Source organism: Occallatibacter sp. (assembly GCF_035317045.1).
Taxonomy (GTDB): domain Bacteria; phylum Acidobacteriota; class Terriglobia; order Terriglobales; family Acidobacteriaceae; genus Telmatobacter.
Genome location: NZ_DATHHT010000040.1, coordinates 32,602 through 47,100, shown reverse-complemented (window position 1 = coordinate 47,100; position 14,499 = coordinate 32,602). Strand labels below are relative to the sequence as shown.

The window sequence follows — 14,499 nt, the reverse complement described above, 5'->3', positions numbered from 1 at the left end:
GTGACCGCAAAGACCAAAGGCACATCCGCTCCGCGCATCTCGGTCGCGATGTGCACATTCAACGGTGCTCGATATCTCGAGGAACAACTCGAGAGCATCGCGTTGCAGTCGCAGTTGCCCTCCGAGCTTATCGTCTGTGACGATCAATCGATCGACGATACGCTCTCAATCCTGAAACGGTTTCAGGCACGCGCTCCATTTGCAGTCAAGGTCATTCTGAACAGTCGACGACTGGGATCCACGCGCAATTTCGACCAGGCAATCGGCCTGACGCGCGGCGATCTCATTGCAATGTGCGATCAGGATGACCGCTGGGCGCCGACCAAGCTGGAGCGGCTTTCGGAAGCCCTGGCTGCGGATCCATTTCTCGGCGGAGCGTTCTCTGACGCCAACCTGATCGATGGCGATGGGCGCCCTATGGGGATGCGACTCTTTGCACGGCATAAGTTCACCGCAGCAAAGCAGCGGAGCTTTATAGGTTGCCCAACGGCAACGCTCCTGAAGCACGATATCGTGACGGGAGCCACCCTGATGTTTCGCGCGTCCATTCGACGTTACTGCTCACCGATTCCCGCGTCCTGGGTGCACGACGGCTGGCTCGCATGGATGATTGCGCTGCACTCGCGTTTGACCCTAATTCCCGAGCCGCTCACCGATTACCGCATTCATGTCGGCCAGCAACTCGGCGTCCAGGCCGCTCCGAGCGCGCAAGCCTCGAGTTCCAGGCCTGAGACACGGCGGCAATTCTATAGCCGTGTTGCGCGCCAGTTTGAAGACCTGCTGCACCGCGTGCTGGCGGAGGGTTGGAATGAACATGATGCGCTGATCGAGAAAATACGCGAAAAGATCGCATTCCTGAAAGCGCAATCGAACCTCTCGCCCAGCCTTGGAGTCCGAACGTTACAGATGGTTGGTCAGTTGCCGCGCTACATGCAATACGCTCGGGGTCTTGGATCTGTGTGCACCGATTTTCGTCTGGGTCGGGAGGCGTCATGAACGATCCGCTCCTCAGTACGAACTTCAGCGCGGTGCAGCCTGCAGACGTTTCAATTTCGCCTGCTGCCCTGTGGCCGAGACTGACGGAGAAATTGACGAAGCACAGATTTGTACACAGCGTCTTGCTAGGCCGGCGTGAGCTTCCGCTTTTCTGCAATCCGCTCATCATCTTTCTGCTGAACTGGGTGCTGATGCTGGTATCGCTCAGCTTTCAGATCACCTATGTTTCGTATCCGGTGATGGGAATGCCGGTTTTATTGTTTGCGCTTTCGCTGGGATCGTTTCTGTTTGGATACCTCGTAGCGCGAACGCTGCTGCACCGCTGGCCAACGCGTTCGGAGCCCCTTGCCTACACGCTGAATGTGACGCGATTGTGGCAGATAAATCTTCTGTTTTGCGCAGCTTCGCTCTTGATTATTGGGTTCAACTGGATATTATCCGGTCCTCCGCCTGCCCTCGGCGATCCTTCTTCGTATCTCACGTACGGCCGATTCAAGCAGGTGCTTTTCCCGCTGCTGGTCGTGATCACAGTCAACTCAATGCTTGACGCGTCACGCTGGCGCAAAGTCCTGTTCGCCATGTTCGGCATTGCCGGCATGGCGCTGTACATTACGCGCGGCCTTCTCATGGTCGCGCTCCTGCAGATGCTCTTTGTCTTCTCACTCAAGACGCGGATGAACAGGAAGAAGCTGTATTCGATCGCGGCTGGCTGTCTTGCCCTCGCGATCGTTGCGATCACCCTGATCGGGAATGCGCGCACCGCGCAAGGCGTATTTCTCGAGTATCTCCAGATACGGCACAAGTATTTTGACTGGCCGATGGCGTATCTGTGGCTCACATCCTACATTTCGATTCCGATTTCCAACTTGTGCTGGCTCTTCGCGAAGGGCAGTTTTCACGGACCGACGCTGTCGTTCCTGTATCCGTTGCTGCCCTCGTTCCTGACGCCTGCAAATCCCCACGCTTCCATTCACGATAACCTGAGCATCATTGACGGCGCCAGCACCTATCTTGCAGCGTACGCTCTCGATTTTTCCTACCTCGGCGTCTATCTCGCCAACCTGTTACTGGGCGTGGGATGCGGCTGGCTGATGGAGCGCTCCCTTCCGAAGAACATCCTCGTGGCCGGCATCTTCCTCGGCTGCCTCTCGTTCATTTTTTTCAGTGACATGTTCACGCCCCTTTCGACGATTCTGGAGTTTGCGATTCAGAGCGCGGTACAGCGAAAGTGCTTCCATTGGGCCGACACGCACGATGAAGGTATGGTACCCAAGTGAGCAAAGTGCATCCAGTGTTTGCGCCAGCGTCGAGTTGCCTGAAGGTAACGGCGGTGATCGTGTTGTATCGGATGAAAGCCGCCGAGTCACCGGCATTTCAAAGCTTGATGGCGGCGCGGAAAGAGATCGATCCGGGTAGTGGAAATGTGGACGTGGTGCTTTGGGATAATTGCCCCGCACCAGATGCAGGTCGCAATCTGCCGGAAAGCGTGCATTACTTCGCCGATGAAAGCAATTCCGGATTGGCTACAGCCTATAACCGGGCGCTCGCGTGGGCGGTGGAGCAAGGTTCGGCCTGGCTGCTGACGCTCGATCAAGATACAGCGGTGCCGCGGGATTTCTTTGTGAAAATGGCTGCTGCCGCTCGCGAGAGTTCGCGCTACGCGGGAGTTGGCGCGATTGTGCCGCAGATCGCGGCTGGAGGAAGGCAGCTTTCACCAAATTATTTCCAGTTCGGCGCGATTCCACGGTGGTACGCGGCGGGCTATGTCGGCGTACCCGGCGAACTCGTGTTTGCCTTTAACTCTGGTGCGATGCTGAGCACTGCTGCCCTCAAACAAGTGGGCGGATACGATCCGCGCTTCTGGCTCGACAACAGCGATGCAATGATCTTCAGCAAGCTGCACGAGCATGGCAAGCGCGTTTATGTGGCGGGTGACATCCAGGTTCAGCATGAGTTTTCGATGAAAGACATGCAGCGAAGAATGAGCCCGGAGCGTTACCGCAATGCCCTGTTTGCCGAAACGGCCTTCTGGGATCTGCGCATGAACCGCGCCGCGGGTTGGGAACGGACGCTACGGCTGGCTTTACGCCTCGCGAAGCAATGGTGGCGGAAGGACTCCACGGAACTGCGGCGGCTCACGTGGCAAGCGCTGACTCGACGTCTATTCACATCGCGCAAGAAGCGGATCGCCGCGTGGATGCTGTCCACCGACAAGTTTGCAGTCAACGAGCAAGCGAGGATGGCAGTCAACTCGGAGCTGAAAGTTTCAGCGTGTATGGCAGCCTATAACGGTGGCGCTTTTGTCGAACCTCAGCTGCGATCGATTCTTGTGCAGTTAAGGCCGGAGGATGAGGTTGTCATTGTTGACGATTGTTCGACGGACGACACTCTCAAGCGAATTGAACTGATCGGTGACGCGCGTATTCGAATTTTCAAGCACGAACACAATGCAGGGGTGGTTGCTACATTTGAAGATGCGCTGCGCTTGGCATCCGGCGACGTTTTATTCCTGAGCGATGACGATGACGTGTGGGCTCCCGCAAAGGTACGGCGGTTTCTCGATGCATTTGAGTGCGGCCCGGATGTGGGAATCGTGCAGAGCCGGGTGCGGATGATTGACGAAGGCGACCAGCCGATGCCCGATTCTCGGATTAACCGGCATGGCCGGTTTCGCCCGGGATTCTGGCGAAATCTTTTCATGAATCACTATCAGGGATCAGCAATGGCGCTGCGCGCCTCATTACTGGGGCGGGTGCTTCCGTTCCCGGTGCGCAAGTCGTTTTTACATGATGCATGGATCGGAACACGGAACGATTTGGTGGGCGGAAACTTCGTGTACATCGACGAAGACCTTCTGTTCTACAGGCGTCATGGCCACAATGCAAGCCGTGCGAAATCCCCGCTGCAAAAGATCCGCACGCGGACCGAGCTGATTCTCGCGCACCTTGTCCATTCCTTCCACTCGCCGCCATGGCTGTCACGAAACGCGCTTGGCAAACAGCCGGAACGTTGACGCCTGTTAGGAACAGCAAACATTTACCGGCAAGAAGTCAGTGTGGATTCCTGAATTCCAGCCCTGCGAGAAAGAGTCTCTTCATGAAGCAACCAACTGAGGCTGTCGTGAGCGGCCCTGTAGTGCTCATCATTCCAACGTTCAATGCGGCACGTTACTGGCCGGCATTGTCTGAGGGGATCCGAGCGCAAAGTCTCGCCCCCGACAAGGTCATCGTAATCGACTCGGCCTCTTCGGACGGTACGCAGGACCTGGCGAGGCGAAATGGATTTACACTTGTTGAGATTGCATCCAGAGACTTCAATCACGGCGGAACGAGGCAGTTTGGCGCCGAACTTGCCGAAGACGCAGAGATCCTGATCTTCCTGACCCAGGATGCCGCGCCCTTTGGCGCGGATGCATTCGCAAACCTCGTCTGTACCTTTGAGAATACGGAGATTGGCGCTGCATATGGAAGGCAGCTTCCGCGCGAGACAGCCGGGCCGATTGAAGCACATGCGCGGCGCTTCAGTTATCCGCCGGTCTCCCGCGTTCGCTCATGGGAAAGCCGCCGGACGCATGGATTCAAATCAATCTTCTTCTCGAATGCATTCGGAGCGTATCGGCGCAGCGCGCTCATGAGCGTTGGCGGATTTTCGCCGGATGTCATCTTTGGCGAAGATACCCTGGTCGTGGCGCGCCTGCATCGCGCCGGGTGGAAGACCGCCTACGTGGCGGATGCGATGGTGCGGCACTCACACGCCTATTCCATCCCTGAAGAATTCCGGAGGTACTTCGACATCGGAGTGCTGCACGCACGCGAGAGTTGGCTCATCGAACAGTTTGGCAGCGCCTCGGGCGAAGGTCGACGTTTCATTGCCTCCGAGTTGAATGACTTGTTGAAGCACGCGCCACATCATGTGCCGTCGGCACTTATGCGCACCCTTGCCAAGTATCTTGGGTATAAAATTGGTCGCCGCGAGAGCAGGATCGCGCCGCGTCTGAAGTATCACCTGGGGCTGAACCGGCAATACTGGATCCGTTGAACATCCTGTGTCATGCTTCGGTATAGGGCGCGGTAAAGAAGAACGTAGCTCCCTGGTCTACGTTTCCTTTGGCCCAAATTTTCCCGCCGTGGCGGGTAATGATCCGGTAGGCAGTTGCAAGTCCTACGCCGGTACCGGTGAATTCGCTCTGCGAGTGGAGACGCTGGAACGGCCGGAAGAGTCGATCGGCATAGCGGGGGTTAAAGCCCGCTCCGTTGTCGCGCACAAAGTACACGGTTCCAGATTCTTCTTCGATATATCCGAACTCGATCTCCGCTGATTCCAGTCTCGAAGTATATTTCCACGCATTCCCGAGCAGGTTGTCGAGAACCACCTGCATCAGGCCGTCATCTGCAAAGATGCGTGCCCCCTTGGCAATGACGAAGCGCACGTCGCGTCCCTTGCTGTCTGCCTGCAGACGCGAAGCAATCGCATCGGCGATATGGCTGAGATCGATAAGAGTGCGATGCAGTGGGTGGCTCGACGCGCGCGAAAGATTAAGCAGATCGTCAATGAGGCCAGACATCCGGCTAGCCCCTTCAAGCAATCGGTTTATCAGCATTCGTCCGTCCTGATTCAGTCCCTCAGAACTATGGTGCAGCAGAAATCCGATGTTGTTGATATGCTGCAGTGGGCCACGAAGATCATGGGCCACGGAGTACGAGAACGCCTCAAGCTCCTTGTTGGCTGCGGAAAGCTCAGCCGTGCGTTCTTCTACTCGTCGTTCAAGATCGCTTCGTGTTGCTTCAAGGGCACGATCGCGCGCCTGGATCTGTTCCAGCATTTCGTTGAACGACTGAACGAGGAACGACAGCTCATCGCTGCTCGGTGGGATTTTGGCGCGTACGGAGTAGTCCCGTTCGCGTGTGACGATTTGTGCAGTCTTTGCCAGCCCTGTGAGAGGGTCGGTCACCAGATGCCGAACTGCCGACGTCGCGAGAAGGGCGATGGCAAAGCATATGATCAGCATGCCGGCTGAGATCAGACCGAAGCGTCCCGCGCGTCGCGCCACGTCGCCGGTTTCGGCGACTAGATAGACTGTTCCCACTTGCCCTCCCTGAAACCAGATTCTGCTCCCCAGCAGAATGTAGCGCCCTTGTGTCCAATAGCGCTGAGTTTCACCCGGCGCAAGACGATTAGTCAGTTCGAACTGAATCGAAGTGGTGCGCAGATACCGCGCAAACTCGCTGCCATCCGGACGAAGAATCATAGCGGAGCGGACCTGCGGTGCATTGCGCAGTGCCGAGAGTGTGTTCTCAGCGGCTTGCTTGTCATCGAACAGGAGAGCCGTGATAGTGTTGGCGCCCATGATGTTCGCTTCAGTTGCCATCGAACTGATTAGCTCTTGCCGAAGACTGTACAGATCGTAGACAAGGAACGAGAGATAAGCCAGCAGCAGGGCGACTCCACTCACCAGAATCGTCATGCGCATGAACTTGTCTGAGATGGATTGGCTGCTCCAAATCCTCATCGCGGGTCACCCGTGGGCGGCTTGCCGATTACCGATGATGCAACCCGCAGCAGCTCCGAACTCAGGACGAGATGTGCGCGGTTCACGGCGTTGAGATTCACCGCAAAGCGCACATGATTTTGAATGAGAACGAATTGGATCATGCCGCCGCGGTCGAGAAAATCCGGAGCGTCGCTCACGGTAAGTACGTCGGAAGAAGACAGGATGGCCAGATCTTCGCGCAGATGGTCGTCTTCATCGGCGCTGATGAAGAGAATTGAGCAGCCTTTGGTCTGGGTTACATCGGGAATGCGGCGAACATGTACGGGTAGATTGTCGATGGCCTGGTTTGCGGCGAGATCGTCGATGGTCTGGCCCATCGCGTCATGCCCAAGCAGGCAGATGTCGAAAGATGCGCGCGGTCCCTGGCCATCGGCCTGGCGAACAAACTTCCCGAAGTTGAGAAGATAGGCTGCCTTGACGTCGTATTCGGTGGGCTTGGATGTCTGGGCGAAGGACGTCGGGATAGCAACGGCCGCGACGAGCAATGATGCGGCGATCCTGCGGGTGATGCCCGCGCAGTGGTGGTGTCCTCGTGGTGATGGCTCAGTTGGCGAGGTCTGATTCATCTTCTTGCCCGTGACCACGTCTCAATGGCTCCAAACGAGTTTTGCATAGACACCGCGCTTGATGAGAACCGTGGGCGGCGGATCGATTCCAAATTCGGCGTGATGCGGCTGAAAGAGATTCTGGCCGGTCACTGAAAAATTGAAACGCTTCGTTGGGTTCCATCCAATTCTCGCATCAGCGGTCGTGTAGGCCCTCACTGATTGTGCCGGCAGCGAATCGACATATCGGAAGGACTGATCGAACTCAACGTGGTCTGGAAGATTGATCTCTGATTGCAGAAACGCCTGGTAGCTTGGGCTGGAACCGCGCAGATTCTTCAAGGTCACCGTGTCGCTGAAGCCCGGCTCGTCGTTGAGATCGATATTCAGATAGGACAAGCCAGACCGGACATGCCAGAACGAAGTTGCTTGCCAATCCGGCGCAATCTCGGCGCCGTCAGTGGTGCCGTGAATTCCGTTTGTATATTGCAAGGTGAAGAGCAAACTCGCTGGCGGAAACGGGGGCGCAGGTCCGGCGGTTATGGTAGGCGAACCCTGCGCAATCAGATTGCGATAGGCGTTGTAGAATCCAGCGGCGCTGATATAGAAGCGCGGATGAATCAACGTGCGCAGACCGCCCTCATATGCGATGAGTCGCTCCGCCCGGAGATCGTGATTGCCTAGAACGCGCGCAAATATCAATGGGGATGAAACTGCGAAGAGATCGACCTGGATATCTTCATCCACGCGATCGGGAGTCCGCACGGCGCGCGAAACTGACGCCCACGCCGAAAACCGGTTTATCGGTGTGAAGAGGAGCCGGCCGTTGGGTTGATATTCGAAACCCGTGTAATTATTGTGTTCGAGCTTCGAGCCCAAAGTGAGCGAAAGCCTGCCGGGGACTAGACGAAGTTCCTCCAGAACAAATGCGCTGTAGATGCTATCCGTTTTGTGCTGCGGGTCGAAACTGTCTGTAGGAACAGTTTGCGTTACAGTGCTCGGACTCAGTCGAAGTCCAACGCCGTACGTGAATTGCTGGAATCGGGTTGCCGAGAGACGATGCAGGAAGTCGATGTCAAAGGTATCGCGGTCTTCGCCGAAGTTAGAGCCGATTCTGTGGTCGTGTGACCAGAACGTCTGTAGGTAAATGTCGGAATGGTTGCTGTACTGTCGTCGCCAACGGGCGCGCAGGTTGCCTCCGGAAACATTGGTGGACTGGTAAGAAATGAAGGAGACGGGTGGTACGTACGTAGATAGACGCTGCGCATCGCCAAACTTCCCCCAGTATGCATCCCCCTGGAAAGTAAACTCGGTTGAGTTCCTTGCCCAATCGACACGAAATCCAGCCTGGCCGAATCGCGACCAGTCGTAATCAGGCTGAGCATCCACGTGGAACTCTGGTGAGCGGATGAAGCCAAAGGCATCGGTGCGCCATGTCCAGTCCTTGTGTGCTGAGCCGTAGCGGGCGTCTTCGGTGTTTTGGTCCACATTCCCGCCGCCGGAGGAAAGCAGGGTTCCCTTCGTGTCCTGCGCCTGCTTGGTGATGATATTGATGATTCCGTTGACAGCGTCCGCTCCCCAGATCGTGCCCCCCGGTCCGCCAATGACCTCAATACGATCGATGTCTTCGAGGATGACGTTGTTAATCGTCCACAGCACTCCGCCAAACAAGGGCGTATAGACGCTGCGCCCGTCAATGAGAACAAGGACGTACTTCGAGAACTGATCGCCGAAGCTGCGGATGCCGACCGCCCAATTACGTGAGCCATTGACGCGGGCGACATTGACCCCGGGAATGAGGCGGAGGGCGTCGGGAATGTTGGTCACGCCCGCCCGGCGAATATCCTCGCCGGTCAGCACATAAATCGCAGCGGGCGTAGCCCACACTGGGGTGGGCTCCTTCGATTGAGTTGTCACTTCAACTTCGCCAAGTTGCTGCAAAGTAAGAGATTTAAGCTTGTCCGCGCGACGCTGGGTCTGCGGCGACGCAGCCTGGATAATGCCAGCATGCAACAGAAAACACAGCACTGTTAAGCGTGCAAAAAGCATGAGGCTTACATAGGTCTTCCGGTCAAGGGAGGAAGGAAGATTGTGATTTTAGAGGCCATACTGCAGAAATTGGTTGCCTTCAGAAGGGGACTCCGGCGGCGGGAACCTATAGATTATTCGAGTGTTGCTGGTTATCGTCAGCGCCGGACGGATGCTCCGACGGAGCGACAAAAAACTGCGAAACAATTTCAAGCAATTTGGCCGGTTCGCCCTTTCGCACAAAGCCATTGACGAGTGGAGCGATATCGGTGGGCAGCGACCAAAGATCGGAGAGGACAATGATAGGAACAGCGGGGTAGAGCGAGCGGATCTCGCTGGCAAATTCGGGTGAGGTTTTGGTGGAGTTGAGGCGGTAATCGAGCAGAACCAGTCCGATCCGCTCTCCCCTTGGAATCTCGGTTCCGACAAACCGAACCAACGTGGGCAGAGCCTCATAGCCAGCCTGTTTCATCAGCAAGCTATAGATCTCAAGGTGCATCGGGTCATCATCGAGAATCAACACTTTTGGACGACGACTCGCCTGCACTAGACCCTCCAGAAGGTCGAGATGAGCACTCAGGATAATCACGAACGGGACTCAGGTCAAAGGATTAGATCGAAATCGGGCCGTCCCCGACAGCCGCTTCAAGATGCTGCGACGCACAAATAGTCACCCCTTTTAGCGTGAACGGGACATTGGATGCGGCATTTGAAATCCCAGCTTCGATAAAATGGAAGCGATGAGTTTTCCGATCAAAACCTGTGTAGTGTGCGGGGAAGAGTTCGAGTTGCGGCCCGACAAACCGGGATTTGCGAATCGTTGTCCGGAGTGCAGCGCGCCGGAAGCCGAAGGGCAAGCGGACGATCAGCACCTGAGCGCCGAGGAGCGCAAGGCGCTGAGCGAAGTGAATGCCGAACGGCGCAAAGTGATCCGAGACCTGCTCTATCGCAAGGACCGGTAAGGAATCTCCCAGCGGCGGACTGCACGCTGCAGAGGCCGGCGCAATGCGATCGCGCGAAAAGGTAGCCAACAGTGCTCACCCGCGAGCACGTGCCGCTGATCACTGCGTACCTCGGGAAATAGGGTTAGAAACTCTGTGACGAACCTGGGGGTTCGTGTCTTTCATCCCGTGAAGGGCGAGGGTTTCAATGGAAGTCAAAGTCAAGCAGATCGATCGGTTCAGATTCAACATTGAGGCGCGTTCACACTCGGTGATCAGCGACCAGCCCGTGGACAACGGCGGCGACGATGCCGGGATGACTCCGCCGGAGCTGATGCTGGCTTCGCTCGGAGCGTGCGCGGAGTTCTATGCAGTACAGTATCTGCGGACGCGCAAGCTCGATGACCGCGGCGTGGAAGTGACTGTGGCGGCAGAGAAGCTGATGCAACCTTCGCGGCTGGGGAATTTTCGAATTCATGTAACGTGCCCGGCCGAATTGAGCGCGGAGCAGACTGAAGGATTACGGCGCTCGGTGCATCACTGCCTGATTCACAACACGCTGTTGTCCTCGCCGAGCATCGAGATTGAGCTGGCCGTCGGCGAGGGTTCTTCTCTAATTTCGTTTCAAAAATGAAAATGCCCGGCCATTGAAAGCGCCGGGCATACGTCGTCCAGATTGCGACTTGCTTCAGTAGTGATCACGGTCGTGATCGTGACCGCCCATCATGTGGTCGATACCACCTTGATATCCGCGGCGGAAGCCGTCGCGGTAAGCTTCGCGCTGTTCCGGCAGAAGGTGCGGGTGGCGATATTCATCGCGGTTTTCGACATCGGGCCGACGGTGATTATCAAAGTCCTTACGGGCTCCTTCGATTCCGTCCTGGAATCCCTGACGGCGTAGTTGATCGAATTCATTTGGCGGGGCATCCCACGGCCGGTCCGGTGCGCGCATGCGCCAATCCGTTGCGCCCGTCAGATGAGACATGCCGACATCGTATCCGCGACGGAATCCTTCACGATAGGCTGCCCACATGGGTGGAGGCGCACCGGGGTGGCGATACTCATCGCGATTGTCCACGTCGGGGCGCCGATGGTTTTCGAAGTCCTTGCGGGCCCCTTCGATTCCATCGTGGAAGCCGCGACGTTGAACATCATTCCAGGCGTCCGGCGGTCGTTGCCAGTCGTCGCGGTCCTGGCCAAAGCCCACAGGCTGAGGACCAGAAGTTGCCGCGTATATGCGCGGCGCAGAGAGCAGCACAAAAGCAGCACATCCAATCAGTGCTGTAATTTGAAGCTTATTGAGATTCATCTTGCCAATGCTCCTTTCGTAAATGACGGCACCGTCCCTGAGACTTCAGGCCGCAATCGTACTGCCGCGACCCTCGATCTGCCAACGGGAGTAATGCATGTTCTTGTGAACACCCGGTGCCGACGACAGTTGCTCATGAGCAACCGGAGTATGCCCACACAGAAATGCCCGGCGATTGTGCCGGGCATCCTGAATTCAAAGCGTAGCTGAGAGCTAGATGTGGGGTTGATCGTCGTGATCATGCCTCATATGCTCCATCGCGCGCCGGTATCCTTCGCGGAAGCCTTCGCGGAACTCCTTGCGGGCGTCTCCTTCGACAGGAGGGTGCTTGTACATTTCGTGGTCATCGGCATCGGCATGGCGGCGCTCGCTCATATCGTGCCGAGCGGCCTCAACGCCCTCGTGAAACCCGCGGCGCTGTGCATCGCGGTATTCCGACGGTGGCTCGTCCCAACGGTCATGATCTTGTGCAAAAGAGATATGGGGAACAGGTTGTGCTTCGAGAGAACGCGCCTTGAGCGCGCCTGCTGATACGACGCAGAGAGCAAGTAAGGATGGTGCGATCCAGTTTATTTTTCTCATAGAGTGGGAACCTCCTAGTTCATGGCGTACAGATGAGAACGGAGGGACGGGCGTTGCCCACTGAAGGTTGGCTGCCGTATCGAGTTCGTGTCGGCACGGCCGTGCGCAAAGGGGGTGCCAACGTTACGCCGGACCGCAAGCAGGCGCTGGCGATGGGGAGAAGTGAGCGCCGCCTGATAATGCAGTCGTCAGACTGCCTAGTACCCCCTCCCCCACCCATCTCTGGGAGAAAGCTATTGATTCTAAATGCTTTAGAGAAGAGACGTGGCTGTAGAATCCGCTATTGATAAGACTTGGCTGTAGGGTCTTCTCGGCAAAGGACTTACGTGCCTGTCTCACGGTTTCACAGTTTCGCGTTGAGAAGGGCGATGTGAATAACTAACTCACTGTGAAGATGAGGGTTAACCGATTTTCGCACGGTGTTTTCTGGCGGTTTTTGGCGCATTTTGGCGCGTAATCGCCATGTTCAAGGGATTCTTTCGCCTGTGAAACTGCGCGCGGCGCAATCGGAAGGGCGATCGAAGTTGGGAGCATGGATTCAGCATAGGCTGATCGGCGAAATAACCTGCAAAATCGAGAAGACTTTTTGGCGTTTGTTTTGAGCAGGTTAGGCGGGGGTAATGGGATTTGAGGCTTGACACGAGTTTTTCGCGGGTTTCGGCCGACCCTACGGGGCGGGAGGCGATTGCTACGGAGATTCCCAGGGTTTCACCCTGGGCTATTCACAAACGTCCCTCCGGGACTGGGGTTTTCGGACGCCCTAGTCGGCGTTGTTGATGTAGCACTCGTGGATGGCATCGAGGGGAGCGTTGGGCCAGCGGCTCTTAACCAGATCTTGCTCAGAGAGTTCATGCAGCTTGAAGTCGATTTGCCCGTCGGGCTGCACGAGGCCCTGCACATACCCGTAGATGTGCGACTTCGCAGTTTTCTCAGCATCCCGCGGCAACTGGTATCGGCGTGCGCCTGCCGATCCGATGATGATCCCGGACACCACACGGCTGGAGTGCTGTTTCCAGTAAGGCGTATTGAATATGTTGGGGGAGTAGTAGTGCGAATGGCTCGCAAACAGATAAACGTGCATCCCGGCGGCCTGCGCGTCGTAGAACCAGGTATAGGCAAGATCGCCGGTCCGTTCGCCCTGTGCCCAGTCGTCCATTGCGTGTTCGGAGCCCTTCGAGTGGGGCAGTGCCTCGTGCATTCCAGCAACTATCGTGCGGATCCCCGAACCCGGCGCGAGATCGCGATCGAGAACACCACGCAGCCACCGCATCTGCTCATCTGAAAATTCGGCCTTGCTGGCGTTATCGAGCGTAATGAAATCGACGCCATTGTGTGTCCAGTGATACCAGGGGCCAATTGGTGCGGCGCCGGGGCCATCGGTCTGGCGCTGGGCTGCGATTTCAGGCCGATCGAGGAAGGCTGAGAACTTTGCGATGTAGCCATCGCGGGTCATCGGGACTACCGTTTCGTGGTTGCCGCGGCCCAGGAAGACAGGAAAGGTTCCGAAGGACGCCATCTGACGGGTAAGGAAATCATCCCACGCGATGTGGTGATACTCGTCCATCGCAAGATCCTTGCCCGCGGGCAGCATGGCGAGCATGTCCTGATCCGGATTCGACATCCAGCGGAAATCACCGAGGTGCCAGTAGAAGGCATCGTTTTCTGCCTTCACACTGGCGGCAATGGCGGGCATGACGAAGTCGCCGCAGTTGCGGCTGTCGCCTGAAACGGCGAAAGTCCAGGTAGTGCCGGTTGTCTGGGCGACGGCGGACGTGGCGGCTAAGGCAAAAAACGTGAGCAGGGAACGAATAGGGAAGGCCGGGAACATGCCTTCAGGATAAATGGGCTCTCCGTCGAAGCCTTCATCAAGAGTTTGTGAACATATGGAACTGTTTGCAGGAGTCTCGTTCGCAGATGAGGAACGCGGGAAGCAGATTCTTCGCTCACCACCCCTAAACTGAACAACGTTTGGGGCCCCGTTCGCTCAGAATGACGCCACAATCATGGAGAAGAATTTCGGACTCGGGATACCAGGTTTCGGAACGATCGTTTGGTTGTGATTCAAGTCACCGAGCGTGGGACATGGTTTCCCCTAAGCTCGAATGAGCGCGTGGCTCGGCCATGCGCACTGCTATCAAGGAGCAATTTTCATGGCTTATGTCATAACCGATGCCTGCGTCCGGGATTTTGTCTGCGTAACCGAATGCGCCACTTCCGCCATTGCGCCGCAACCGGCCGATGAGGCTGCAGGAACCGTATCGCAGGTATATATCAACCCCGACGACTGCATTGACTGTGGCAGTTGCGCGAGTCTTTGCGCGCAGAACGCGATCTATCCGGAAGCTGATTTGCCTGCGGACAAGGCTCACTTCGCGGAAAAGAACCGCGCTTACTTTCAATAGAGTCTCGTTGGTGTGAGTCTGAATTCCATAACGTAGACCAACGGCGTGAAGAAGCAGATTCTTCGCTCACCACCCCCAAACTAAACTGCGTTTGGGGCCCCGTTCACTCAGAATGACACCTGACTAAAGGGAAGGATTTCGGACT

Annotated in this window: 14 protein-coding genes; 7 read left to right on the top strand and 7 right to left on the bottom strand. The window is 56.6% G+C overall.

What is annotated here, in order from left to right:
- From VK574_RS19400 to VK574_RS19385, 4 genes are all read left to right on the top strand, one after another.
- A complete protein-coding gene (locus VK574_RS19400) occupies window positions 1–996 on the top strand; it encodes a glycosyltransferase (protein WP_472801528.1) in 996 nt (331 codons plus the stop codon).
- Window positions 993–2,273 (top strand): O-antigen polymerase, encoded by a 1,281-nt coding sequence (locus tag VK574_RS19395; protein WP_472801527.1) that lies wholly within the window; start codon window positions 993–995, stop codon window positions 2,271–2,273. Before VK574_RS19400 ends, VK574_RS19395 begins: the two co-directional genes overlap by 4 nt.
- Window positions 2,270–4,009, top strand: a complete 1,740-nt coding sequence (locus tag VK574_RS19390; protein ID WP_472801526.1) for a glycosyltransferase — start codon at window positions 2,270–2,272, stop codon at window positions 4,007–4,009. Before VK574_RS19395 ends, VK574_RS19390 begins: the two co-directional genes overlap by 4 nt.
- 83 nt (window positions 4,010–4,092) lie before the next feature.
- Entirely contained in the window at window positions 4,093–5,034 is a 942-nt protein-coding gene (locus tag VK574_RS19385) for a glycosyltransferase family 2 protein (RefSeq protein ID WP_472801525.1), read from the top strand.
- A gap of 10 nt (window positions 5,035–5,044) precedes the next feature.
- Here the strand turns inward: VK574_RS19385 and VK574_RS19380 are convergent, their stop codons facing one another.
- The 4 genes from VK574_RS19380 to VK574_RS19365 all read right to left on the bottom strand — a co-directional run bounded on the left by VK574_RS19380 (window position 5,045) and on the right by VK574_RS19365 (window position 9,667).
- Window positions 5,045–6,505, bottom strand: a complete 1,461-nt coding sequence (locus tag VK574_RS19380; protein ID WP_472801524.1) for a sensor histidine kinase — start codon at window positions 6,503–6,505, stop codon at window positions 5,045–5,047.
- A complete protein-coding gene (locus VK574_RS19375) occupies window positions 6,502–7,131 on the bottom strand; it encodes a YfiR family protein (RefSeq protein ID WP_472801523.1) in 630 nt (209 codons plus the stop codon). The genes VK574_RS19380 and VK574_RS19375 overlap by 4 nt, the downstream gene beginning before the upstream one ends.
- 3 nt (window positions 7,132–7,134) lie before the next feature.
- Window positions 7,135–9,141, bottom strand: a complete 2,007-nt coding sequence (locus tag VK574_RS19370) for a TonB-dependent receptor plug domain-containing protein (RefSeq protein ID WP_472801522.1) — start codon at window positions 9,139–9,141, stop codon at window positions 7,135–7,137.
- 106 nt (window positions 9,142–9,247) lie between these two features.
- On the bottom strand, window positions 9,248–9,667 hold the full coding sequence (locus tag VK574_RS19365) for a hypothetical protein (RefSeq protein WP_472801521.1): 420 nt from the start codon (window positions 9,665–9,667) through the stop codon (window positions 9,248–9,250).
- A gap of 193 nt (window positions 9,668–9,860) precedes the next feature.
- Here VK574_RS19365 and VK574_RS19360 point away from each other — a divergent pair, with 193 nt between their 5' ends.
- Together VK574_RS19360 and VK574_RS19355 are read left to right on the top strand one after the other, a co-directional pair.
- Entirely contained in the window at window positions 9,861–10,082 is a 222-nt protein-coding gene (locus tag VK574_RS19360) for a hypothetical protein (protein WP_472801520.1), read from the top strand.
- Window positions 10,083–10,269: 187 nt separating this feature from the next.
- The gene (locus VK574_RS19355) at window positions 10,270–10,695 is read left to right on the top strand and encodes an OsmC family protein (protein WP_472801519.1); all 426 of its coding nucleotides are present in this window, start codon (window positions 10,270–10,272) and stop codon (window positions 10,693–10,695) included.
- A 54-nt stretch (window positions 10,696–10,749) separates the two neighbouring features.
- Here the strand turns inward: VK574_RS19355 and VK574_RS19350 are convergent, their stop codons facing one another.
- The 3 genes from VK574_RS19350 to VK574_RS19340 form a co-directional block, all read right to left on the bottom strand.
- A complete protein-coding gene (locus VK574_RS19350; RefSeq protein WP_472801518.1) occupies window positions 10,750–11,370 on the bottom strand; it encodes a hypothetical protein in 621 nt (206 codons plus the stop codon).
- 213 nt (window positions 11,371–11,583) lie between these two features.
- On the bottom strand, window positions 11,584–11,952 hold the full coding sequence (locus VK574_RS19345) for a hypothetical protein (protein ID WP_472801517.1): 369 nt from the start codon (window positions 11,950–11,952) through the stop codon (window positions 11,584–11,586).
- 760 nt (window positions 11,953–12,712) lie between these two features.
- Complete coding sequence (locus VK574_RS19340; RefSeq protein WP_472801516.1) at window positions 12,713–13,780, bottom strand: hypothetical protein; 1,068 nt, start codon at window positions 13,778–13,780, stop codon at window positions 12,713–12,715.
- A 322-nt stretch (window positions 13,781–14,102) separates the two neighbouring features.
- Between VK574_RS19340 and VK574_RS19335 the strand changes: the two genes are divergently transcribed.
- Complete coding sequence (locus VK574_RS19335) at window positions 14,103–14,354, top strand: 4Fe-4S dicluster domain-containing protein (RefSeq protein ID WP_472801515.1); 252 nt, start codon at window positions 14,103–14,105, stop codon at window positions 14,352–14,354.
- Window positions 14,355–14,499 lie beyond the last annotated feature (145 nt).